This is a genomic window from Bradyrhizobium iriomotense, from assembly GCF_030160715.1.
Lineage (GTDB): Bacteria > Pseudomonadota > Alphaproteobacteria > Rhizobiales > Xanthobacteraceae > Bradyrhizobium > Bradyrhizobium iriomotense.
The window spans coordinates 73,058-96,724 of record NZ_BSOW01000011.1 but is presented as its reverse complement, the minus strand read 5'-3'; the positions used below and the strand labels follow the sequence as shown (position 1 = coordinate 96,724).

At 64.7% G+C, this 23,667-nt stretch carries 22 protein-coding genes; 13 read left to right on the top strand and 9 right to left on the bottom strand.

Going from position 1 to position 23,667, the window contains the following annotated elements:
* The first annotated feature begins 96 nt into the window (after window positions 1-96).
* Together QQL28_RS17170 and QQL28_RS17165 are read left to right on the top strand one after the other, a co-directional pair.
* Complete coding sequence (locus QQL28_RS17170; RefSeq protein WP_284267236.1) at window positions 97-1,014, top strand: LysR family transcriptional regulator; 918 nt, start codon at window positions 97-99, stop codon at window positions 1,012-1,014.
* A gap of 79 nt (window positions 1,015-1,093) precedes the next feature.
* Window positions 1,094-2,344, top strand: coding sequence for a Zn-dependent hydrolase (locus QQL28_RS17165; protein ID WP_284267235.1), 1,251 nt, complete (start codon window positions 1,094-1,096; stop codon window positions 2,342-2,344).
* A gap of 139 nt (window positions 2,345-2,483) precedes the next feature.
* Here the strand turns inward: QQL28_RS17165 and QQL28_RS17160 are convergent, their stop codons facing one another.
* Window positions 2,484-3,557 carry a tartrate dehydrogenase gene (locus QQL28_RS17160; RefSeq protein ID WP_284267234.1) on the bottom strand — a complete coding sequence of 358 codons (1,074 nt, stop codon included), beginning with the start codon at window positions 3,555-3,557 and terminating at the stop codon, window positions 2,484-2,486.
* 166 nt (window positions 3,558-3,723) lie between these two features.
* Between QQL28_RS17160 and QQL28_RS17155 the strand changes: the two genes are divergently transcribed.
* Window positions 3,724-4,497 carry an SDR family oxidoreductase gene (locus QQL28_RS17155; protein WP_284267233.1) on the top strand — a complete coding sequence of 258 codons (774 nt, stop codon included), beginning with the start codon at window positions 3,724-3,726 and terminating at the stop codon, window positions 4,495-4,497.
* Window positions 4,498-4,644: 147 nt separating this feature from the next.
* A complete protein-coding gene (locus QQL28_RS17150) occupies window positions 4,645-6,063 on the top strand; it encodes an amidase (RefSeq protein ID WP_284267232.1) in 1,419 nt (472 codons plus the stop codon).
* Window positions 6,064-6,122: 59 nt separating this feature from the next.
* Here QQL28_RS17150 and QQL28_RS17145 read toward each other — a convergent pair whose 3' ends face one another.
* Window positions 6,123-7,229, bottom strand: coding sequence for an amino acid ABC transporter permease (locus tag QQL28_RS17145; RefSeq protein WP_284267231.1), 1,107 nt, complete (start codon window positions 7,227-7,229; stop codon window positions 6,123-6,125).
* A 2-nt stretch (window positions 7,230-7,231) separates the two neighbouring features.
* Window positions 7,232-8,419, bottom strand: coding sequence for an amino acid ABC transporter permease (locus QQL28_RS17140; protein ID WP_284267230.1), 1,188 nt, complete (start codon window positions 8,417-8,419; stop codon window positions 7,232-7,234).
* A 107-nt stretch (window positions 8,420-8,526) separates the two neighbouring features.
* Here QQL28_RS17140 and QQL28_RS17135 point away from each other — a divergent pair, with 107 nt between their 5' ends.
* The 4 genes from QQL28_RS17135 (at window position 8,527) to QQL28_RS17120 (ending at window position 12,593) form a co-directional block, all read left to right on the top strand.
* Window positions 8,527-9,399 (top strand): MurR/RpiR family transcriptional regulator, encoded by an 873-nt coding sequence (locus tag QQL28_RS17135; protein WP_284267229.1) that lies wholly within the window; start codon window positions 8,527-8,529, stop codon window positions 9,397-9,399.
* A 3-nt stretch (window positions 9,400-9,402) separates the two neighbouring features.
* Window positions 9,403-10,752, top strand: coding sequence for an aspartate aminotransferase family protein (locus tag QQL28_RS17130; RefSeq protein ID WP_284267228.1), 1,350 nt, complete (start codon window positions 9,403-9,405; stop codon window positions 10,750-10,752).
* Between the two features lie 12 nt (window positions 10,753-10,764).
* Window positions 10,765-11,778: an amino acid ABC transporter substrate-binding protein gene (locus QQL28_RS17125; protein ID WP_284267227.1), complete on the top strand. Its 1,014-nt coding sequence runs from the start codon at window positions 10,765-10,767 to the stop codon at window positions 11,776-11,778.
* A 164-nt stretch (window positions 11,779-11,942) separates the two neighbouring features.
* Window positions 11,943-12,593 (top strand): aspartate/glutamate racemase family protein, encoded by a 651-nt coding sequence (locus tag QQL28_RS17120; protein WP_284267226.1) that lies wholly within the window; start codon window positions 11,943-11,945, stop codon window positions 12,591-12,593.
* Between the two features lie 102 nt (window positions 12,594-12,695).
* Here the strand turns inward: QQL28_RS17120 and QQL28_RS17115 are convergent, their stop codons facing one another.
* Complete coding sequence (locus tag QQL28_RS17115; protein ID WP_284267225.1) at window positions 12,696-13,340, bottom strand: TetR/AcrR family transcriptional regulator; 645 nt, start codon at window positions 13,338-13,340, stop codon at window positions 12,696-12,698.
* A gap of 158 nt (window positions 13,341-13,498) precedes the next feature.
* On the opposite strand from QQL28_RS17115, the gene QQL28_RS17110 reads away from it, so the two are divergent.
* From QQL28_RS17110 to QQL28_RS17090, 5 genes are read left to right on the top strand one after another with little or no spacing between them, the layout of a single operon-like run.
* Window positions 13,499-13,708: a ferredoxin gene (locus QQL28_RS17110; protein WP_284267224.1), complete on the top strand. Its 210-nt coding sequence runs from the start codon at window positions 13,499-13,501 to the stop codon at window positions 13,706-13,708.
* Window positions 13,709-13,767: 59 nt separating this feature from the next.
* Window positions 13,768-14,988 carry a cytochrome P450 gene (locus QQL28_RS17105; protein ID WP_284267223.1) on the top strand — a complete coding sequence of 407 codons (1,221 nt, stop codon included), beginning with the start codon at window positions 13,768-13,770 and terminating at the stop codon, window positions 14,986-14,988.
* A 32-nt stretch (window positions 14,989-15,020) separates the two neighbouring features.
* Window positions 15,021-16,343, top strand: a complete 1,323-nt coding sequence (locus tag QQL28_RS17100) for an MFS transporter (RefSeq protein WP_284267222.1) — start codon at window positions 15,021-15,023, stop codon at window positions 16,341-16,343.
* Window positions 16,344-16,361: 18 nt separating this feature from the next.
* Entirely contained in the window at window positions 16,362-17,027 is a 666-nt protein-coding gene (locus QQL28_RS17095; protein ID WP_284267221.1) for a sulfite oxidase-like oxidoreductase, read from the top strand.
* 24 nt (window positions 17,028-17,051) lie between these two features.
* Window positions 17,052-18,275, top strand: coding sequence for a bifunctional alpha/beta hydrolase/OsmC family protein (locus tag QQL28_RS17090; RefSeq protein ID WP_284267220.1), 1,224 nt, complete (start codon window positions 17,052-17,054; stop codon window positions 18,273-18,275).
* Here QQL28_RS17090 and QQL28_RS17085 read toward each other — a convergent pair.
* The 5 genes from QQL28_RS17085 to paaE all read right to left on the bottom strand — a co-directional run bounded on the left by QQL28_RS17085 (window position 18,247) and on the right by paaE (window position 23,547).
* Window positions 18,247-19,359, bottom strand: a complete 1,113-nt coding sequence (locus QQL28_RS17085) for a YeeE/YedE family protein (protein ID WP_284267219.1) — start codon at window positions 19,357-19,359, stop codon at window positions 18,247-18,249. The two genes, QQL28_RS17090 and QQL28_RS17085, sit on opposite strands and share 29 nt — an antisense overlap.
* Before the next feature lie 2 nt (window positions 19,360-19,361).
* Entirely contained in the window at window positions 19,362-20,366 is a 1,005-nt protein-coding gene (locus QQL28_RS17080; protein WP_284267218.1) for a quinone oxidoreductase family protein, read from the bottom strand.
* A 180-nt stretch (window positions 20,367-20,546) separates the two neighbouring features.
* A complete protein-coding gene (gene paaK / locus QQL28_RS17075) occupies window positions 20,547-21,878 on the bottom strand; it encodes a phenylacetate--CoA ligase PaaK (protein WP_284267217.1) in 1,332 nt (443 codons plus the stop codon).
* A gap of 35 nt (window positions 21,879-21,913) precedes the next feature.
* Window positions 21,914-22,363, bottom strand: a complete 450-nt coding sequence (paaI, locus tag QQL28_RS17070) for a hydroxyphenylacetyl-CoA thioesterase PaaI (protein WP_284267216.1) — start codon at window positions 22,361-22,363, stop codon at window positions 21,914-21,916.
* A gap of 101 nt (window positions 22,364-22,464) precedes the next feature.
* On the bottom strand, window positions 22,465-23,547 hold the full coding sequence (gene paaE, locus QQL28_RS17065; RefSeq protein WP_284267215.1) for a 1,2-phenylacetyl-CoA epoxidase subunit PaaE: 1,083 nt from the start codon (window positions 23,545-23,547) through the stop codon (window positions 22,465-22,467).
* Window positions 23,548-23,667 lie beyond the last annotated feature (120 nt).

The following is a 23,667-nucleotide window of genomic DNA, read 5'->3' as shown; positions in this document are numbered from 1 at the left end:
GACAAGGACAGCCAACACCAGCCGTGCTATAAAGTCTAATCTTCCTTTCTAATGGATATCGATAAATCTTCTTTATCGATTGGGGCATTTCTTCCAATGCTGGACTTCAGGTCGATCGAAACCTTCCTCTGGGTCGTGAAGCTCGGCAGCTTCCGCGGGGCTGCGGCGCGGCTCAACACCACCCAACCGGCGATCTCCCAGCGCATCGCCCAGCTCGAGCGCGAGATGGGCGTAAAGCTCCTCAACCGCGATCATCGCATCGCCTCGCCGACACCGAGCGGCCGGCAGATGATGGTCTATGCAGAGAAGCTGATCGGCCTGCGCGCGGCGATGATGGCCGAGATCGGCAACGCCTCCGCGATGCGCGGGGTGATGCGGCTCGGCATCGCCGAGACCATCGTGCACACCTGGCTGCCGCGGCTCGTCAAGAGCGTCAACGAGATCTATCCAAATCTGTCGCTGGAGATCGAGGTCGACATCACGCCGAACCTCACCGCGCGCCTGCTCGCACAGGAGATCGAGCTTGCCTTCGTGGTCGGGCCGCTGTCGACCTCCGGTGTGCACAACCGCGTGCTGGCGCAATATCCGATCGGCTTTCTCGCGAGTCCTTCGCTCGGCCTCGGCAACGGTCCCGTCACGCGGCATGACCTGGCGCGCTTTCCGATCATCACCTTCCCGCGCAAGACCAGGCCCTATGAGGCGGTGCGCGAAGTCTTCGACCGGCCCGAGCTGCCACCGATCCGACTGCACGCCTCCGCCTCGCTTGCGACCGTGATCCACATGGCGGTCGAGGGGCTCGGGATCGCCGTGATCCCCGCCGCGATCGTCGAGAACGAGCTGGCCAACGGGCGACTGCAACTGCTCGAGACCGACCTGAACATCGCGCCGCTGACGTTCACCGCGAGCTGGCTCGCCTCGCCCGACGTCGTCGCCGTCGAACGTGTCGCCGAGCTCGCGCGGCAGATCGCGCAGCAGAGCCTCGTGGTTGACGCGGAGGTGGCGGCGCGTCATTGAACGAGAGCCGGACAACCTTCAACGTCATTCCGGGGCTCGCGAAGCGCGAACCCGGAATGACAACTAAGAGACTGACCGCATGAGCCGAGCCGCCACCAATCTTCAAATCGATTCCGCCCGCCTCTGGGGCTCCATCCATGAGACCGCGCAGTTCGGCGCGACGCAGAAGGGCGGCGTGCGGCGGCTGACATTGAGCGCCGAGGACAAGCAGGTGCGCGACTGGTTCCGCAAGGCGTGCGAGGATGCCGGCCTCGAGGTGCACATCGACGCGCTCGGCTCGATGTTCGGATTGCGGAAGGGCCGCGACATGTCGAAGCCGCCCGTCGGCATCGGCTCGCATCTCGATACCCAGCCGACCGGCGGCAAATATGACGGCATTTTGGGAACGCTCGGCGCGCTCGAGGTGATCCGCACGCTGAACGATGCCGGCATCGAGACCGAGGCACCGATCTGCGTCGTCAACTGGACCAACGAAGAAGGCTCGCGCTTTGCACCCGCGATGATGGCTTCCGCCGCCTATGTCGGCGATTTCACCACCGACGACATCCTGTCGCGCAAGGACGCCGAGGGTGTCACGGTGGGCCAGGCACTGGATACGATCGGCTATCGCGGCGACAGGCCCGTCGGCTTCCAGAAGCTCGGCTGCTTCGTCGAGCTCCATATCGAGCAGGGACCGATTTTGGAGGCGGAAGCCAAAACGATCGGCGTGGTCGATTCCGGCCAGGGCGTGCTGTGGTACGACGGCTATATCACCGGCTTCGAAAGCCATGCCGGCTCGACGCCGATGCCGCTGCGCCGCGATGCGCTGGCGACGCTCTCGGAGATCGTGCTGGCGATGGAGGCCATTGCTAAAAAGCACGGTCCGAAAGCGGTCGGCACCATCGGCGAAGCCGTGATCGCAAATCCCTCGCGCAACGTCATCCCCGGTGAGATCGCCTTCACCGTGGATTGCCGCAGCGCGGACGCCACGATCATGGACGCGCTCGATCGCGACCTGCGTGCGGCCATTGCCGAGATCGCCACGCGCCGCAAGGTCGAGGTGAAGCTTGATCTCGTCTGGCGCAAGGCGCCGACGCATTTCGATCCCAAGCTCATTGCGGCGGTCGAGAACGCCGCCAACACGCTCGGCTATTCCAGCCGCCGCATCACCTCCGGCGCCGGTCACGACGCCTGCAATCTCAACACCGTGATGCCGGCCGCGATGGTGTTCGTGCCCTGCAAGGACGGCATCAGCCACAACGAGCTGGAGGACGCAACGCAGGCAGACTGCACCGCAGGCGCCAACGTGCTGATGCACACCGTGCTGGCGATCGCCGGCGTTGCGTCTTGAGGGACGAGCGCGCCGAAAAAAGGTCGTCGTCCCGGACGCAAGAAATTGTAGGGTGGGTTAGCGAAGCGTAACCCACCGCTTTCGTGGCCGCAGAAGTGGTGGGTTACGCCTTCGGCTAACCCACCCTACGCATGCGGCGTCAATCCACCATCTCCGCCACCGCCTTGCCGCAGGCCGTCGTATCGGCGTTGCCGCCGAGGTCCTTCGTGCGCAGCGTGCGTTCGGCGAGCGTGCGCTCGATGGCGTCGACGATCGACTTGCCGGCTTCCTTCTCGCCGAGATGCTCGAACATCATCGCTCCCGACCAGATCATGCCGATCGGGTTGGCGATGCCCTGCCCCGCGATGTCGGGCGCCGAGCCGTGCACCGGCTCGAACACCGAGGGGAAATTCCGCTCGGGATTGATGTTGCCCGATGGCGCGATGCCGATGGTGCCGGTGCAAGCGGGGCCGAGATCGGAGAGGATGTCGCCGAACAGGTTCGAGCCGACCACGACGTCGAACCAGTCCGGATGCAGCACGAAGTTCGCGGTCAGGATGTCGATGTGGTACTTGTCCCACTTCACGCCCGGAAACGTCTTCGCCATCGCCTCCACGCGCTCGTCCCAATAGGGCATGGTGATCGAGATGCCGTTGGACTTCGTCGCCGAGGTCAGGTGCTTCTTCGGCCGCGACTGCGCGAGTTCGAAAGCGAATTTCAGGATGCGGTCGACGCCGATGCGGGTCATCACGGTCTGCTGCGTGACGAATTCGCGATCGGTGTCAGGGAACATGCGGCCGCCGACGGAGGAATATTCACCTTCCGTGTTCTCGCGCACCACCCAGAAATCGATATCGCCGGGCTTGCGGTTTGCGAGCGGCGACGGCACGCCGGGCATCAGCCGCACGGGTCGCAGGTTCACATACTGGTCGAACTCGCGGCGGAACTTGATCAGCGAGCCCCACAGCGAGACGTGATCCGGAATTTTTGCCGGCCAGCCGACCGCGCCAAAGTAGATCGCGTCGTGCTTGCCGATCTTCTCCTTCCAGTCGTCAGGCATCATCTGGCCGTGCTTCTCGTAATAGTCGTAGGACGAGAAGTCGAAATGGTCGAACTGCACGGAGACGCCATGCTTCTTCGCGGCCACCTCCAGCACGCGCAGCCCCTCCGGCATCACTTCCTTGCCGATGCCGTCGCCGGGGATCACCGCGATCCGGTATTGTTTCTTGCTCATCGAAATTGTCCTGATTTGATCTGGCCGGGCCGACCATGAGCCCTGACAGATGACCCTGCAATGGACCAAACTCGCCGGCGGTGCAACGCTGCACTGCAATGTTGACCATGGCGCGGGCGGCCGCCTACTGATTTCATCCTGTTCCCCGACGTCAGCGAGAATCCCTATGGATCTGCATCTGCGTGGCAAGCGCGTCATGATCACCGGCGCGTCCAAAGGCATCGGCGCGGCTGCTGCCGAAGCGTTCGCCGAGGAAGGCTGCGACCTCCTGCTCGCCGCCCGCAGCGGCGACCAACTCAAGGCGCTGGCTGACCGGTTGCGCTCGGCGCATCAGATCGACGCGGCAACGAGCGTCGTGGACTTGCGCAAGGCCGAGGACGTCGCGCGGCTCGCGAAGGAAGCCGCCGATATCGACATCCTCGTCAACAATGCCGGCGACATTCCCGGCGGCTCCATCGACAAGATCGACGAGGCGACCTGGCGGCACGCCTGGGAATTGAAAGTGTTCGGCTACATCAACCTCACGCGCATGATCTACGCGCAGATGAAGGCGCGCGGCGGCGTGATCGTCAACGACATCGGCGCGGCCGGCGAGAAATTCGACGCCAACTATATCTGCGGCAGCGCCGGCAATGCAGCGCTGATGGCCTTCACTCGCGCGCTCGGAGGCAAGAGCCTCGCCGACAACATCCGCGTGGTCGGCATCAATCCCGGGCCGGTCGGCACCGACCGCCACGTCACGCTGCTCAAGACCCGCGCAATGCACCAGTTCGGCGACGAGAACCGCTACAAGGAATTCCAGAAGGGCCTGCCGCTCGGCCGGCCCGCACATGCGCGCGAGATCGGCGACCTGATGGCGTTTCTGGCCTCGGATCGCTCCGGTTATACGTCGGGGGTCATCTATACGGTGGATGGCGGCATAAGTGCGGGCTGGGGTTGACTACGTCCGGTATGATGTCGCTGCACGCCCCACACACCGTCATTGAGAGCGCAGCGAAGCAATCCAGAAATGCCCTGCGGTAACAGACCGGATTGCTTCGCTGCGCTCGCAATGACGACACCGGGAATAAGCACAGGAGTAAACTAGTTGTCTCAAGACCTGATCCGCGAAACCGCCTGCGCCGTCGTCGATAAATTGCGCGCGGGTGATGTGACTCCGCTCGATCTTCTCGAGTTGCTGGAGAAGCGCATCGCGGAGGTCGACGGCAAAGTCAACGCGCTCCCCACGCTGTGCTTCGATCGTGCGCGGAAAAGCGCCAAGGCGCTGATGCAGAAGCCGGTTGCCGAGCGCGGGCGGCTCGCAGGGCTACCGGTGCCGATCAAGGATCTGACCGACGTTGCCGGCGTGTTGAACACGCAGGGCTCGCCGATCTTCAGAGACAATATCCCGGCGCGGTCGGACATACTGGTCGAACATCTCGAGGGTAACGGCGCGGTCGTCTACGCCAAGTCGAACACACCGGAATTCGGCGCCGGCGCCAACACGTTCAACGAGGTGTTCGGCGCAACACTCAATCCCTGGGACACATCGAAGTCGGCGGCCGGCTCCTCCGGCGGTGCAGCGGTGGCGCTCGCGACCGGCATGGCATGGCTCGCGCACGGCTCCGACATGGGCGGCAGCCTGCGCAGCCCGGCGAGCTTCTGCGGCATCGTCGGCATGCGGCCGAGCATCGGTCGCGTCGCGCATACGCCTAAGTCGGCGGTCGATCGCAATCTCGGCGTCCAGGGCCCGATGGCCCGCAACGTCGAGGATCTCGCGCTCCTGCTCGATGCCATGAGCGGCGAGTATGCCGCCGATCCACTGTCGCTACCCTCGCCCGCGACGTCGTTCCTTTCGGCGGCGCGCTCCGGCAAGAAGCCGAAGCGGATCGCCTACTCGCCTGATCTCGGCATCACGCCCGTCGATCCCGAGGTCAGGGCGATCACGCGCAAGGCGGCCGAACGTTTTGCCGAGGCCGGTGTGATCGTCGAGGAGGCGCATCCGGATTGGCGCGAGGCGCATGAGTGCTTCCACGTCCTGCGCGCGTTCGATTTCGCGATCAGCAAGGCCAACCTGCTCCGCACCAAGCGCGACCTGCTCAAGCCCGAGGTGATCTGGAACATCGAGGAAGGCCTCAAGCTCACGGTCGAACGGCTCGAGCGCGCCGAGACCCAGCGGGTCGCAATGACCGCACGTGCGGTCGAGTTCTTCAAAACCTACGATCTCCTGCTCACGCCGACCACGATCGTGCCACCCTTCCCGATCGAGAACCGCTATGTCGCCGAATGCGCCGGCAAGCGGTTCGACAACTACATCGAGTGGCTCGGCATCGTCTACGCCGTCACGCTCGCCTGCTGCCCGTCGCTGTCGCTGCCCTGCGGCTTCACCGCATCGGGCCTGCCGGTCGGCGTGCAGGTGGTGTCCGCTCCGCGCGCCGATGCAGAGGTGCTCGCCGGCGCCAAGGTGCTGGAGGATATTCTGGGCGTGCGCGGGACCACGCCGATTGATCCGAGGGTGAAGAAGTAGCTCTCATGCCCCGGACGCAGCGCAGCGCTGACGCGCTGCACCTTGTCCGGGACACGAGCTCAACTCACCGTCGCCTGTGCTTCCAAACTTCGACTGTACCGCGACATAGCGAAGCAGAACGCGAAGTAGATCGCGGCGATGAAGATGTAGACCTCGACAGAAAACTGCTGCCACGCGGGATCGATGATCGCGGTCTTGGCCGTCGTCAGCAGGTCGAAGATGCCGATGATCAGGACGAGGCTGGTGTCCTTGAAGAAGGCGATGAAGGTGTTGACCAGCGGCGGAATGACGTGGCGGATGGCCTGCGGCAGGATGATCAGCCGCTGCTTGCGCCAGTAGGATAGCCCGAGCGCGTCGGCGGCCTCGTATTGCCCGCGCGGCACGGCCTGGAGCCCGCCGCGAATCACTTCGGCAAGATAGGCGCCGGCGAACAGGATGATCGCGATCTGCGCACGCAACAGCTTGTCGATGTTGAAGCCACCCGGCATGAACAGCGGAAACATCACGCTCGCCATGAACAACAGGCTCACCAGCGGCACGCCGCGGATCAGCTCGACATAGAGCACACAGAGCGAGCGGATCGCCGGCAATTTCGAGCGCCGGCCGAGCGCGACGAGAATGCCGAGCGGGAAGCCGAAGGCCAGGCCAAACGTCGCCAGGATCAGCGTCACCGGCAATCCGCCCCAGCGGTCCTGCGAGACGAAGGACAGCCCGAGCACGCCGCCCCACATCAGCACGCTGATCAGCGCCAGTGCGGCAATCCAGAGATAGACGAGCTCGCGCCGCCACCACGCGCGGCGGGACGAGACGTAGAACAACGCGATGAACAGCACGACCGCCAGCGCCGGCCGCCACTGCTCGTCGAAGGGATAAGTGCCGAACAGGATGAAGCGGTATTTTTCGGGGATGACGGCCCAGCAGGCACCCAACCCGCGCGCCGCGCGGCAGGCGCTGGAATCGTTCGCAGGCGTCAGCCAGACCGCGTTCGCAATGCCCCATTGCACGAAGCTGACCACGCCCTTGGCGAGCACTGCGAACAGCACGAGCGTGATGATTCCATTCGGGATCGACGAGAACAGATTGGCGCGCAGCCAGCGCAGCACGCGGTTGCCGGATTGCGGCCGGCGGGCGCGCGCGGTGTCCGGAATGTCGGTGATCGCGGTCATCCTCAGCGCTCCACCAGCGCAATCCGCGCATTGTACCAGTTCATGAAGAAGCTGATCGACAGGCTGATGGTCAGGAACACCGCCATGATCAGCGCGATCGCCTCGATCGCCTGCCCGGTCTGGTTCAGCGTGGTGTTGGCGATCGAGACCACGTCCTGGTAGCCGATCGCGACCGCAAGCGAGGAGTTCTTGGTGAGATTGAGATACTGGCTCGTCATCGGCGGCACGATGACGCGCAGCGCCTGCGGCAGGATGATCTGCCGCAACATGAAGCTGCGGCGCAGGCCGAGCGCGTTGGCGGCGTCCCACTGTCCCCGCGGCACCGATTGAATGCCGCTGCGCACGATCTCGGCGATGAAAGCCGACGTGTAGGTGACGAGCGCGATCAGCAGCGCAAAATATTCCGGTGCCAGCGTCAAGCCGCCGACGAAGTTGAAACCGCGCAGCTCGGGCCAGGCGATGGTCCAGCGCACACCGAGCTGCCACGACACCAGCGCCGGCAGCACGACGATGAGGCCGAGCGCAAAAGGCCAGGCCGCTCGCGGCTTGCCGTCGCGCATCTGCTGCGCAATCAGGGCTCGCCTTATGATGTAGAACACGAGTGCACCTAGCGCCGCCGCGCCGAGCACCCCAAGCTGCCCCTCGCCAATCGGGATCGACGGCAGGATCAGTCCGCGATTGGACAGGAAGATGCCGTCGATCGGCCGCCATGCGGCGCGGGCGGCCGGCAGCGCCTGCATCAGCACGTACCAGAACAGGAGCTGCAACAGCAACGGGATGTCGCGCAGCACCTCGACATAGACGGCGGCGAGCCGCGACAGCAGCCAGTTGGCCGACAGCCGCGAGATGCCGATCAGCGTTCCCAGGATCGTTGCGAGCACGATGCCGATGACGGCGACGCGCAAGGTGTTGGCGATGCCGACGACGAAGGCCCAGAAATAGGTGTCCTTCGGACTGTAGCTGAGCAGGCTGTCGGCGATCGGCATGCCGGCCTCGCGGCCCAGGAACGCAAAGCCGGTCGAGATGCGCCGTGCCGAGAGGTTGTGAACGGTGTTGGACCAGAGGAAGGCGATGATGGCGAGGGCCATGCCGACGACGAGGATCTGCCACAGCAGCCCCTTGAGCTGCGGGCCTCCCAGCGCGAGCGAGAATGTCCGGCGCGGCGGTGGTCTGGGGCTATCGGTCGTCACAGCACAAAAATCCTCAAAACGCTTTGAAAGCAGCGATTTCCGGCCATGCGCCTCGTCGGCGCGCATCAACTGTTGCACCAATCTCTTAGATATGCAACAAATGTTTCATGGCCGAGCCCGCGAAATCCTCGCCGTTGAACGAACTTTGCAGCGCATTGCCATCGCTCCCGATGCGGCTGCAGGAGGTCGGGCGTTTTGTCGCGGCCAATGACTACGACGCCACCACCCGCTCGATGCGCGATCTCGCGGCCGAGGCCGGCGCCGACCCCGCCGCGTTCACGCGGCTCGCCAAGGCCATCGGCTATTCCGGCTGGGACGCGTTGCGCGCGGCGCTGACCGAGGCGCGACGGCCGTCGCAGACCTCGCCCTTCTCGGGTCGCGCCAAAGGCCGCCGCCACGGTCCCCATGCCGACGTTGCGCTGATCACCGACAAGCTCGAAGCGGAGGCCGCCGGCCTGCCACGGATCTCGGCTTCCTCCGTGGCGAATGCCGCGAAGACACTGCACGGCGCAAAGCGCATCTGGATTGCGGGTTTTCGCAGCTGCCGCAGTGTCGCGGAGCTCTTGAATTATGAGCTGCGGCTGTTCCGCGCGGACGAGGTGCAGATCGTCGGCGGCTCCGGCCCCGACGATCTCGACCTCGGCGCGTTCCGCGCCGACGAAGCGGTCGTGGTGATCGGCTTCACACCCTACACGGGCGCAAGTGTTCGTGTTGCCGAGGCCGCCTATCGCGCCGGCGCGACGCTGATTGCGATCGCCGACAGCGTTGCCGCGCCGATGGCCGAAGGCGCCGACCATGTCCTGCTGTTTGAAGCTGCGTCCTCGCCCGGTTTTTTCCCGAGCCTCACCGGCGCGATCGCGATCGCGCAGTCGCTCGCCGCGGTGACGTTCTCGCTCGGCGGCGCGACTGCGAAAAAGCGCCTTCAGGACACCGAGGCACGATTGACCGCGACCTCCATCTACGTCTCAGAGAAAGGTTGACCCATGAGCACCCGCACCAGCCGCGTGTTGCACCGTTCCTTGCGCGAGACGCCGCCGAAGGCGATCGGTGGCGAAGGCGTTTACCTCTTCGCCGAAGACGGGCGGCGCGTGATCGACGCCTCCGGAGGCGCCGCCGTCTCCTGTCTCGGCCATCAGCATCCCCGCGTGATCGCCGCGCTGGCGGAGCAGGCCTCGACCTTGGCTTACGCACACACCGCTTTCTTCTCCTCGGAGGCGGCGGAGCAGCTTGCCGAAACGCTGGTCGGCAGTGAACCCGGCGGGCTCGCCTACGCCTATTTCGTCAGCGGCGGGTCGGAGGCGATCGAAGCCAGCATCAAGCTCGCGCGGCAATACTTCATCGAGCGCGGCGAGCCGCAGCGCCGGCACTTCATCGCGCGGCGGCAGAGCTATCACGGCAATACGCTGGGCGCACTCGCTGCCGGCGGCAACGCCTGGCGGCGCGAGCCCTATGCGCCGCTGCTGTCCGGCGCCTTCAGCCATGTGACGCCGGCCTTTGCCTATCACGAGAAGCACGACAACGAGTCCGATGCCGCGTTCGTGGCGCGGCTGGCCGCCGAGCTCGAAGCCGAGTTCCAGCGGCTCGGTCCCGATACCGTCGCAGCGTTCCTCGCCGAGCCGGTCGTCGGCGCCACCGCGGGTGCCGTCACTGCGCCCGACGGCTACTTCAAGGCGGTGCGCGAGATCTGCAACCGCCATGGCGCGCTGCTGATCCTCGATGAAGTCATGTGCGGCATGGGCCGCACCGGCACCACGCATGCCTGGCAGCAGGAAGGCATCGCGCCCGACATCCAGGCGATCGCCAAGGGACTCGGCGGCGGCTACCAGCCGATCGGCGCGATGCTCGCAAGCGGCAAGATCATCGACACCATCCGCGCCGGAAGCGGCGCGTTCCAGCATGGCCACACGTACCTCGCCCATCCTCTCGCCTGCGCCGCCGCGCTCGCAGTGCAAAACGTAATCCGCGAAGACGGTCTGCTTGATCAGATCAAAGAGCGCGGCAAGCAGCTCGAGCAGCGGCTGACCGAGCGCTTCGGCAATCATCGCCATGTCGGCGACATCAGGGGCCGTGGCCTGTTCTGGGCGATCGAGCTCGTCGCCGATCGCGCGACGCGCACCTCGTTCGATCCGGCGCTCAAGCTGCACCAGAAGATCAAGGCGGCCGCCTTCGCCGAGGGGCTCGGCTGCTATCCCGGCGGCGGCACCGTGGATGGCGTTCGCGGCGACCATGTGTTGCTCGCGCCTCCGTACATCGCCTCGGCCGACGAGATCGACCTGATTGTCGACAAGCTCGGCACGGCCGTCGACAACGTGTTGCGTAGTGTCAATCACTGAGGGGAGAGTAGCATGATGAGGAACGTGATTATCGCGGCAGGCTTGCTCGCGGCTTCGAGCAGCGTGGCATCGGCTGCGACGCTGGACACGGTGAAGAGCCGCGGCACGCTGGTGTGCGGCGTCAGCGCCGGGTTTGCCGGATTCTCCGCGCCGGACTCGCAAGGCAATTACAAGGGCCTCGACGTCGACTATTGCCGCGCGCTCGCCGCCGGCGTGCTCGGGGATCCCAACAAGGTGCGCTACGTCGCGCTGACCGCCCAAAACCGTTTCACCGCGCTGCAGTCGGGCGAGATCGACGTGCTCTACCGCAACTCGACGCAGACCTATTTGCGCGGCGTCACGCTGGGCTTGCGGCAGGGACCGATCAACTTCTACGACGGCCAGGGCTTCGTCGTGAAGAAGGACCTCGGCGTGAAGGAGCTCAAGGACCTCAAGGGCGCCACCGTCTGCGTCGCGCAGGGCACCACGCACGAGGTCACGCTTGGAGATTACGGCCGCGCCAACGGCATCGACTGGAAGCCGCTGGTGTTCGACCGCGTCGACACCATGTACCAGACCTTCTTCGGCGGCCGCTGCGATGCCATGACTCAGGATGCTTCGGCGCTCGCCGGCGCAGTGACCACGGCCTCACCGAACCCGGCCGATTACGTCGTGCTGCCGCAGACCATCAGCAAGGAGCCGCTCGGACCCTTCACCCGCAACGGCGACGAAGTCTGGAGCGACATCATCACCTGGCTGCATTACGGGCTGATCGAAGCCGAAGAGCTCGGCGTGACGCAGGCCAATGTCGAGGAGATGGCGAAGTCGCAGACACCAGCGGTGCAGCGGCTGCTCGGCGCCTCCGGCGATCTCGGCTCGCGGCTTGGGCTCGACAACAAGTGGCTGGTCACGGCGATCAAGGCGACCGGCAATTACGGCGAGATCTACGAGCGCAACGTCGGCAAAGGCAGCCCGCTGAAGCTCGAGCGCGGCCTCAACGGCCTCTGGGGCAAGGGCGGCTTGATGTACGCCATTCCGTTCAAGTAATCGGTTGCGGTACTAATGACCCGTGTCCCGGACGCGCAGCAGCGTGTAACGCTGCTGCGCAGAGCCGGGACCCAGCCGCCACAAATGGGCCCCGGCTCAGCAGCGCAATACTGCGCATTGCGCTGCGTCCGGGGCACGAGACCTTCTCCAGGCAGCCATATTCGATGACGATTCCCCCTCGCATCACCCTGATCCACGCGCTCAAGCATTCGATCGCGCCGATCGAGGCGGCGTTCGCGCGCCTGTGGCCGGAAGCGCGGCTGATGAACCTGCTCGACGACAGCCTGTCGGCGGATCTGGCACGCGAAGGTGCGCTCACCGATGCCATGACCGACCGTTTCCTCGCGCTCGGCGATTATGCCGTCGCGACTGGGGCTGACGCGATCCTTTTCACCTGCTCGGCCTTCGGGCCCTGTATCCAGGCGGTTGCGCGCTCGCATGCGCCGATGCCGGTTCTGAAGCCGAACGAGGCGATGATCGAGCAGGCGGTGACGATGGGTCGACGCATCGGCCTCCTCTCGACCTTCCCGCCAACGCTGCAATCGATGCCGCCGGAGTTTCCCGCATCCGTCAAAATCGTGCCCAAGCTCGCCGAAGGCGCGCTCGCAGCGCTCGATCGCGGTGACCGTGCAACGCACGACCACCTGATTGCGGAAGCCTCGAAAGACCTGCGCGACTGCGACGTGATCGCGCTCGCGCAATTCAGCATCGCAGCCACCGCGCCGCTGGTCGCGGATGCCACCGGCAAGCCGGTGGTGACGACGCCTGACAGCGCCGTGCTGAAACTGATGAAGCTGTTGTCGGCGACGCGCTAAGGCATGATGAGATTAGGTGCGATCAGTCGCTTGGGGACCCTCTCCCCAGCGGGGAGAGGTGAATCCTCGGGATCGCGCGATTCAACCAAAACTCATCGCGCTTTACTCGGCTTTGCCGCTGCGGCGCGCGTTTTTGATCGCGACTTCCAGCGCAAGCTTGGTCTCGGCCACAAAGTCCTCGACCAACTCCTCGCGCGTGGTGTGCGCCGACCGGCCGGTGAGCATGCCCTGCTCCGCTAGCATCACCACGCCGTGCAGCGCGGCCCAGATCTTCAGGGCATGCCGCTCGCGCAAATATCCCACGGCCGGCGCCTCCAGCGCCTCGATCACGAGCGCGAAGGTCTCGTTCGTCGCCACGTGCAGCTCGCTGCCCGCGTCCGCGCAGGAGAAGGTGCGCGAGGCGAACATCAGTCGGTAGATGCCGTTGCGGCGCAGGCCGAAATCCAGCGTCGCTTGCGCCAACCGCGAGAGTTTCGACTGCTTCGACGGCTTTGCCATCGCCTCGCGCAACACAGCGGTGAATTGCCGGAAGGCTTCCGCCGTCACTGCGGCGAGCAGCGCCTCGCGGTCGGCGAAATGCCGATACGGCGCAGGCTGCGAGACTCCGAGCTCCTTGGCCAGCGCCTTGATGCTGATGGCCTCCGCCCCGCCCTGCTCGGCCTCACGCAAGGCGGCCTTGATCAAGGCATCACGAAGATCGCCATGGTGATAGCTGTTCTGCGGCTTGCGGGCGAGTTGTGTCGGCATGTTGAGCGGAAACCTATAAGTTTGCGCTTGACAGGGGAAGCCTGTCCGCAATGTAATATACTATAACTTAATGCGCAGGAACCGCTGCGGAGAAAAATCAATTGAGGAACGCGCCCGGCCCTCGAGAGGCCCTGATGCGCACGACCGAGGGAGCTTAAATGGCAGAACGACTGAAGGTTCACGTCGATCCCGACAAGTGCCAGGGCCACGCCCGCTGCAAGGCCTTGGCGCCGGAACTGTTCGAACTCGACGAATATGGCAATGCGCACGAGGTCGGCGACGGCACGGTGCCGGCCGGCCTGGAAGACAAGGCCTGGCTTGCCAAATCCAACTGTCCGGAAATCGCGATCGAAGTGACCGAGGAATAGCGCGCTGTTGCGTCCGTTCCTGCGTTCTTTCCGTGAACACAAGCCCTAAGGATCCAGAGATGTCCGACGTCAGCCAACCCGCCGCCCATCCGCCCGTCACCGATTGGCTCCACGATTTCGATCACACCGATCCGCGCTGGACGGATGATCCCTTCCCGATCTGGGACCAGATGCGTGCCGCAAGCCCGGTCGTGCACACCGAGCGCTTTCTCGGCTGCTATCTGCCGACGACCTATGAGGCGGTGCGGCAGATCGCCAACGACACCGAGAGCTTCTCCTCGCGCCGCATCATCGTTCGCGACGAGCGGCCCGAAGTCGCCAAGAACGCGGCACCGCCGATCACCTCCGATCCGCCCGACCACAAGCCGGCCAAGCAATTGCTGCTGCCGCCGTTCACGCCGGATGCGATGAAGAAGCTCGAGCCGCGCGTCCGCGCCATCTGCAACGAGCTGATCGACGAATTCATCACTGAGGGCAAGGTCGATGCCGCCGCTCGCTACACCAAGCACGTCCCGGTACGCGCGATCGCCCACATGCTCGGCATCCCCGAGAGCGACGGCGACCTCTTCATCAAATGGATCCACATGATCCTCGAGCTGAGCATCAAGAACGAGATGATGCTGAAGCAGGCGGCCGAGGAGATGACCAATTATTTCGCCGGCCATGTCGAGGCCCGCAAGACGAAGCCGGGCGACGACCTGATCTCCTACCTCCTCAACGCCCGTGACAAGAACGGGCAGCCGCTCGAGGACTCCCACATCTACGGTTCGCTGCGGCTGCTCCTGATCGCCGGTATCGACACCACCTGGAGCGCGATCGGCTCCTCGCTCTGGCACCTCGCGAGGACGCCCGCGGACCGCGAGCGCCTGATCGCCGAACCCGAGTTGATGCCGATCGCGGTCGAGGAGCTTTTGCGTGCCTATTCGCCGGTGACGATGGCGCGTGAGGTGGTGAAGGAGACGACCATCTCCGGCTGCCCGGTCAAGCCGGGCAACATGGTGCTGCTGTCCTTCCCGGCCGCCAACCGCGACCCCAGGATGTTCCCCGATGCCGACAAGGTCGTGCTCGACCGCCGGGAGAACCGCCATGCCGCCTTCGGCCTCGGCATCCACCGCTGCGTCGGTTCCAACCTCGCGAGGATGGAGATGCAGGTGGCAATTGAAGAGTGGTTGAAGCGAATCCCGGACTTCCGGCTCGACCCGGCGGGCACCGTGACCTGGTCGCAAGGGACCGTGCGCGGCCCCCGCCAGTTGCCATTTCTGCTTGGAAAGGCCATGTAGCCTCCAGAGAACAATGTTCTGGGAGGCCGGTGATGACAGACCAAGCAATCAAGCCGGCCTCCGAACACTTCGACATTGCCGACGCCGAACGCCGCATCAAGGCGATCTTCATCGGATCGATCGGCAATCTCGTCGAATGGTATGATTTCTACGCCTATACGGCGTTCGCGTTGTATTTCGCGCCGGCGTTCTTCCCCGGCAGCGATCCTGTCGTCCAGCAACTGAACGTCGCCGTCGTGTTCGCGGCGACCTTCCTGATGCGCCCCCTGGGCGGCTGGTTCTTCGGCTATCTCGCCGATCATTTCGGGCGCCGGATCTCGCTGACGCTCTCCGTCGTCTTCATGTGCTTCGGCTCGCTGATCATCGCGGTGACGCCGACCTATGCCTCGATCGGTCTTGCCGCCCCGGCCATCCTGGCGGTCGCGCGCGTGATCGAGGGCTTGAGTCTCGGCGGCGAATATGGCGCCAGCGCCACTTACTTGAGCGAGGTCGCCGATCCCAGGCATCGCGGCTTCTATTCGAGCTTTCAGTACGTCACCCTGATCGGCGGGCAGCTCACCGCGATCATCGTGCTGCTGCTGTTGCAAAAGGTGTTCCTCACGCCCGAAGAGTTGAAGGACTGGGGCTGGCGCATTCCGTTTGCGATCGGTGCGATGCTGGCGATCTTCGCCGCGGTGATGCGGCGCGGCCTGCATGAGACCGAGGCGTTCGAGGAAGCCAAGAAGGTGGTGAAGCCGACCGGCTCCATCGCCAACCTCCTGAAATATCCGCGCGAGCTGTTGCTGGTGGTGGGACTGACCGCCGGCGGTACCGCGGCATTCTACACCTTCACCACCTACATGCAGACCTTCGTCAAACTCTCGGTCGGGCTGACCGAGGACCAGACCACCTTCGTGATTTTCGGCACGTTGATCTTCGCGACCATCCTGCAGCCGATCTACGGCGCGATCTCCGACAAGATCGGACGCAAGCCGCTGTTGATCTTCTTCGGCGTCGCCGGCACGCTTGCAACCGTCCCGCTGCTTATGACGCTGAAGGAGACGAAATCGCCCTTCATGGCGTTCGTGCTGATCTGCTGCGCCTGGCTGTTCGTCGCCGGCTACACCTCGATCAACGCGGTGGTGAAGGCCGAGCTGTTCCCGACCAATGTTCGCGCGCTCGGCGTCGGACTACCCTATGCGATTACGGTGTCCCTGTTCGGCGGCACGGCGCCGGCGATCGCGCTTTATTTCAAGACCATCGGGCACGAGGACTGGTTCTACTACTATCTCAGCGGCATCATCTGCCTCTCGCTGATCATCTATGCTACGATGCGCGACACCAAGCATGCCTCCGCGATGCATCGTCACGAGTAGACATGTCACGAGCAGATCATGGCTGACGAGAACGAGCCGCCGCCCGAAAGCAAGCTGACGCGGACCAAGGAGAAATGGGCGCGCGAGGGCCGCTTCCTCACCGGCAGGATCACGCGCCCGGAAGACCAGCGCCTGCCGCCCGGGCAACATCTGACGCGCGACTGGCCAGTGCTCGACCTCGGGCTGACGCCGTCGATCCCGCGTGAGCGCTGGCGGCTCGACGTCTACGGTGCGGTCGAGACCCCGGTGTTCTGGACGTTTGCGGAGTTCACGGCGCAGAAGCAGGTGCAATTCACCTCCGACATCCATTGCGTGACAACCTGGTCGCGTTACGACAACCAGTGGGAGGGGCTTGCGACGCGCGAGCTGCTGGCGGCCTGCCAGCCGCGCGACGATGCGCGCTTCGTCGTGCTGCATTCCTATGACGGCTACACCACCAATCTGTCGCTGGAAGATTTCGCCACTGAGGACGCCCTGCTCGCCCATAGCTGGTCGGACCAGCCGCTGACGGAACAGCATGGTGGTCCGGTGCGGCTCGTCGTGCCGCATCTCTATTTCTGGAAGAGCGCCAAATGGCTCCAGGCGATCGAATTTCTGACCGAGGATGCGCCCGGCTATTGGGAAGTCCGCGGCTATCATAACCGTGGCGACCCCTGGGCCGAAGAGCGCTATTCCGGCGATTGACCCTCACGCAGAACGGAGACGCCCATGCCGATGGAACGCTTCCAATTCACGGGTGAAGGCAGCCATCTGCTGGCGGCCGCGCTTGAGTTGCCGGAGGGTGAGCCCGCGGCCTACGCGCTGTTTGCGCACTGCTTCACCTGCGGCAAGGACGTGCTGGCCGCGCGCCGCATCGCGGTCGCGCTCGCGGCCAAAGGCATTGCCGTGCTGCGCTTCGATTTCACCGGGCTTGGCTCCAGCGAAGGCGATTTCGCCAACTCCACCTTCTCCTCCAACGTCGCCGATCTCGTGCGTGCCGCCGATCATCTGCGCACGACGCGCAAGGCGCCGGCGATCCTGATCGGCCACAGCCTCGGCGGCGCCGCGATCCTAGCGGCAGCCGGGAAGATTCCGGAGGCCAAGGCGGTGGTGACGATTGCGGCGCCATCAGACCCTGCGCACGTCACCGGCCTGTTCAGGGAGCATCTCGACGACATTCGCAAGCAGGGCGAGGTCGAGGTGTCGCTTGCTGGGCGGCCCTTCCGCATCAGGCGCGAATTCCTCGACGACATCGTCGAGCATGAGCTGATGAAGGACATTACCACCCTTCAAAAGGCGCTGCTGGTGATGCATTCGCCGGTCGACGACACCGTCGGCATAGACAATGCGACGAAGATCTTCGTCTCGGCCAAGCATCCCAAGAGCTTCGTTTCCCTTGATCACGCTGATCATCTGCTGACGAAACCGCTCGACGCCGTCTATGCCGCCGATGTGATCGCGGCCTGGGTAAGCCGCTATGTCGAAACTGCGACGTCTGTGACGACGGCAGCCCCCGCCGAGGGACCGCGCCAAGTCGTCGTCCAGGAGACCCGCAAGAGCAAGTTCAACCAGATCATCTCCGTCGGACCGCACCAGCTGGTGGCCGACGAGCCGGTCGCAGCCGGCGGCGAGGACGCCGGTCCCGGCCCCTATGATTTCCTGCTCGCTGGTCTCGGCGCCTGCACCTCCATGACCATGCGGCTCTATGCCGACCGCAAATCGCTGCCGCTCGATCGCGTCACCGTGACGCTGAAGCATTCCAAAATCCACGCGAGAGACTGCGAGGAATGCGAGACGCGCGACGGCATGCTCGACCAGATCGACCGCGTGATCGCGATGGACGGCAACCTCGACGCCGAGCAGCGCAAGAAGCTGATGGAGATCGCCGACAAGTGCCCGGTGCATCGCACCCTGACGTCGGAGATCAGAATCGTGACGAAGGCTGCGGAGTAGCCTTAGCAGACGGAGAACCTGCTTCAGCGGCCGTCTTCAGCGGTTGAACGCGGAGCGCACCGCGCAGGCCCGCGCTGGTGCCGAGCAGAATGCCGGCAACCGCAACAGACGACGCCAGCGCCAGTGTCGAGAGGCCGGTGAGCCCCTGCCCGATCGAGCAGCCGAACGCCATCACGCCAGCGATACCCATCAGCGCGGCGCCGCCCGCCGAGCGCAGCATGTGACGCGGCGACGAATAGCCTTCGAGCTGGAAGCGCCCCGTCGCGAGTGCCGTGACGAGGCTGCCAGCGAACACGCCGGCGACGGTCGCGATGCCGAAATTGAGCGTCAGGCCAGTCGAGAGCATGGCGTATTGCAGCGCGTCCGCGATCGGCGCGATGAAAGTCAGCGAGGTCACCGGCACCGGATTGAAATCGTCAGCGCCGAGGAAGCCCGTGACGTACCAGCCGGCGGTGACCAAGAGACCGACGATGGCACCTGCCGCGATCTGGCCCGGCGAGCGGCGGAATGCCGCGTGCGCAAACGCGAACAGCGCCAGCGCGGTCGCGATCACGACAGCGGCGAGCGTGCGCGAGGCAGCGTCGCCAAGACCGAATGCAGAGAGCAACGCCGGCAACGAATTCGCACTCACGGTGGTCTGCGAGGCCTGCACCAGCGCGATGCGGGCCGGCGCGATCAGGCCTTTCAGCGTCATCTGTGCCGCAATGGCAAGAACGATCACGACGACGAAGGAGCGTAGATTGCCGCGGCCGAGCAGCACGAGCGCGCGCGAGCCGCAGCCGTTCGACAGCACCATGCCGTAGCCGAACAGGAGGCCGCCGAGGAACAGCGCCGGCGCCGAGAAAGCTTGTTGCAGATAGATCGACTTGCCGAGATCGACCGTGCCGCTTGCGGCGAGGAACTGGCTCGCGGCGATCGCGACCGCCATCGCCAGCGCATAGGTTCGGACCAGCCGTCCGTCACCTTCTGCGAGGAAGCCACGCATGCTGCTCATCAGGCAGAAGCCGCTGAGCAGGCCGACCGCACCGTAGACGAGGCCGATGGCGAGGCCTGCGAGGATGACGAGTTGGGCCGACGACTCCATAATTACGGCTTCAGGATCACGCGATCGCGCGAGGAACCGGCGACGGCGACATAGGCCTCCTTGGCGCGCTCCAGCGCATAGATCGCGCCCTCCTTGATCGGAAACGGCTTCAAATGCCCGCTGGCAAAGCCGGGGCCGAGATCGCGCAACACGGCTCCCGTCGCGGTCGACGACAGGCCGAGCGTGTCGATGCCGACATAGGTGTGCTGGCCGCGGTAGAATTCGAGGATGTTGAACTGCACGATGCGATCGATCGCCGCGATCAGGATCTGGCGGCCGCGCAAGGCCAGCGACTTGTGCGCGGCCTGGAAATAGGGATCGCCGACCGTGTTGAATACAATGTCCGCACCCTTGCCGCCGGTCACCTCGCGCACACGTGCCGCGATATCGATAGCTGAGGCGTCGATCACCTCGACCGGCGCGTTGCTGTGGCCTTCATACGCCTCCGCCTTGCGTACTACGCCGATCACGCGCGCGCCCTGCCAGGTCGCGATCTGCACCGCGGCCTGGCCGACCTTGCCGTTGACGCCCATCACCAGCACGGTCTCTCCTGGCTTCGGCAGGCCGGCGCGGCGAAAACCCTCCATGGCGGTTACGAAAGGCACGCCGATGCCGGCGGCTTCCTCCCAGGAAACGGCCTTCGGCTTTTCCACCACAGCATCGGCCTCGACGACCAGATGGGTCGCGTGGGTGCCGTCGCGGCGGATGCCGAGGTCGCCGGAGGAGCCGAACACCTCGCGGCCGATCGTGCCGGCTGGACCATCGATGACCACGCCGGCATAGTCGCGGCCGGGCGTGCGCGGGAACACGGCATAGGGCATCAACCCCGTCGCAGCCTTCACGTCGGACGGATTGACGGCTGCGGCCTTCATTTCGATCAGGACGTCGTTGGCGCCGCGGGCGAGCCCGTGATGCTCGACGCGAGGTGCGAGCGCCGCCGCGTTCTCGGCCTTGGCATTGAGGCGCACGCAGCGCGCGTCGACGGTTTTGCTATCGGCTGCTGACATCGAAAGACCCACGATTTCTCGCGGGCCTTGTCGCCTTTGGAGCCGGTCAAGTCAACCGCCACCACCCCTCATCCTGAGGAGCCGCAAAGCGGCGTCTCGAAGGATGAAGGCCGGGATGCAGCAGGCGAGTCTTCATGGTTCGAGACGGCGCTTCGCGCCTCCTCACCATGAGGATCGGCACTACTCCTTCGGCCGCTTGTCGTAGAGCCGCTTGGCCTTGCCCAGCGAGCGGTCCAGCGTGGCCGGCGCGACCGCCCGCACCTTGGCGGTGATGCCGATGGTGTTCTTGATGTGGGTGGATATCCGCTCGGCATGGTCGACGAGCCCGCGGCCGTCCCAACTCTCGGGGCGAGCCTCGGCGATGATGGTCAGCTCGTCCATGCGGCCCTCGCGGGTCAGTTCCAGGATGAAATGGCCGCCGCACCAGTCGGTCGCGAGCAGCACCTCCTCGATCTGAGTCGGGAACAGGTTGACGCCGCGCAGGATGATCATGTCGTCCGAGCGCCCCGTCACCTTCTCCATCCGCCGCATGGCCGGACGCGCGGTGCCGGGCAGGAGGCGCGTGAGATCGCGGGTACGGTAGCGGATCACCGGGAAGGCTTCCTTGGTGAGCGAGGTAAATACCAGCTCACCCTTTTCACCATCCGGCAACACCGCGCCTGTCTCGGGATCGATCACCTCGGGATAGAAGTGATCCTCCCAGATGTGCAGGCCGTCCTTTGTCTCGATGCATTCCTGCGCGACGCCCGGGCCGATCACTTCGGACAGGCCATAGATGTCGGTCGCATCCATGTCGAAGGCCTCTTCGATCTCGCCGCGCATCGCGTTGGTCCAGGGCTCGGCGCCGAAAATGCCGACCTTGAGGGAGCACTGGCGCGGATCGAGTTTTTGCCGCTTGAACTCGTCGAGGATCGCCAGCATGTAGCTCGGCGTCACCGTGATGATGTCGGGCCGGAAATCGTTGATGAGCTGCACCTGCCGCTCGGTCATGCCACCGGAAATCGGCACCACCGTGCATCCGAGCTTTTCCGCGCCGTAATGCACGCCGAGGCCGCCCGTGAAAAGGCCGTAGCCATAGGCGTTGTGGATGATCATGCCGGTGCGGCCGCCGGCGGCGCGGATCGAACGCGCCATCACCTCCGACCACGTCTCGATATCAGCTCTCGTATAGCCGACGACGATCGGCTTGCCCGTCGTGCCGGAAGAGGCATGCACGCGCACCAGCTTCTCGCGAGGGACCGCGAACATGTTGAAAGGATAGTTGTCGCGCAGATCCGTCTTCACCGTGAACGGAAACTTCGCAAGATCGGACAACTCGCGAAAATCGGACGGATGCACGCCGGCCTTGTCGAAAGCCTTGCGATAATGCGCGACGTTGTCGTAGGCGTGCTTCAGCGACCAGCCTAGGCGCCGCGTCTGCAACGCCATGATCTCGTCGCGCGAGGCGCGCTCATGCGCGTCCATCTCGGCACTATAGGCGTTGCCACCTGCCTTCAGCCTGGTCAGAGCCATCCTCGTTTCCCCACATCACTTGTTCGTTTTTGTGTTCACTGATCTTGCTTCGGCAGCCACGTGCCGGGAATGACACGCGAATGCCCACGGAATTCGGCGATGACGGCGTCGCCGGCGGTGACGCGCACGTCATAGATGCCCGAGCGACCGCCACGGGCGACTTCCCGCGCTGTTGCGATGAGGCGGTCACCGAGCCTGCCCGGCTTGATGAAGGTGATCTGCCCTTGCGCGGCGACCACGCGCTCATTGTGCGAGTTGCACGCGAACGCGAAGGCGGAGTCGGCGAGCGTGAAGATGAAGCCGCCATGGGCGATGCGCTGGCCGTTGACCATGTCCGGCCGGACCGTCATCGCCAGCGTCGCAAAGCCCGGGCCGATCTCGACGATCTCCATGCCCAGACCTTTCGAGGCATCGTCCTCCGCCCACATCGCTTCGGCGCAGGCGCGGGCGATGTCTTCCGATGACAGGGCTGCTTTGACGTTCACTCGCGTCTCCCACCTGTTCTTTTGTGCGCGATGTTCTGCCGATCGCCCAAGGCTGTCAAATAATGCGACGCATTTGCATCGTCGGGGCCTGATGCGCCTGCTCAGACATGGTCGTAGTCAACCAAGACCCGCTCGGACGAGGGTTTTGCCTGGCAGGTCAGCACGAAACCCGCCTTCAGCTCCCAGGGCTCCAGCGAATAGTTGATGTCCATCGGCGCCACGCCCTCGACCAGCTTGGCGCGACAGGTCGAGCACATGCCGCCCTTGCAGGCGAAGGGCAAATCGACGCCGGCGCGCAGCGCGGCATCGAGGATGGCTTCGTCCTCGGCGACCGGAACATCGCGGCGCTTGCCGTCGATGATCAGCGACGCGATGGCCTTGGGCGGCGCATCGGCCGCGACTATCTTCTTTGGCCGCGGCTTGCCACCGAACTCGGACACGAAGCGCTCGACGTGGATGCGATCATCCGCAATGCCGAGGTCGCGGCAGGTCGCCTCGATCTCCTCGCTCATGCCGAGGGGACCGCAGACGAAGACGTGATCGACGCTTGCGGCCGGCACCAGCGAGCGCAGCAGCACCCTCACCTTCTCGCCGTCGAGCCGGCCATGCAGGATCGGGATATCCTGCTCCTCGCCGGAGATGACGTGGAAGATCGAGAGGCGATCGATGAACCGGTCCTTCAGCTCCTCGAGCGCCTCAAGGAACATGATGTTGTCGGTCGCGCGGTTGCCGTAGAACAGGAAGAAGCGGCTCTTGGGCTCGCGCGCCAGCACGCCTTTCACAATCGACAGGATCGGCGTGATGCCCGAACCCGCGGCAAAGCCGACATGGACGCGCCCGGCATCGGCAGGCGGGACGACGCCGAAGCGTCCGGTCGGCGTCATCACGTCGAGCTCGTCGCCGCACTTCAATTCGTCCGCCGCCCAGCTCGAAAACGCGCCACCGTCGACCTTCTTCACGGCGATGCGAATCTCGCCGTCGTCAGGACCCGAGCAGATCGAATAGGAGCGGCGCACCTCCTCACCATCGAGCATGGTGCGGAGCGTCAGATACTGGCCGGGCGTGAAGGCATAATCGCTGGCGAGCTCGCCCGGAATGACGAAGGTCATCGACACCGCGTCCGAGGCCTCGCGACGAAGGTCGCCAACGGCGAGACGATGAAAGCGTGGAGCTGCTGCTGACATGAGAAATGCTCTAGGTTGAACCCAGTGCCGTCATTGCGAGCGAAGCGAAGCAATCCAGAATGCCCCCGCGGAGATACTCTGGATTGCTTCGTCGCTTCGCTCCTCGCAATGACGGTGAGG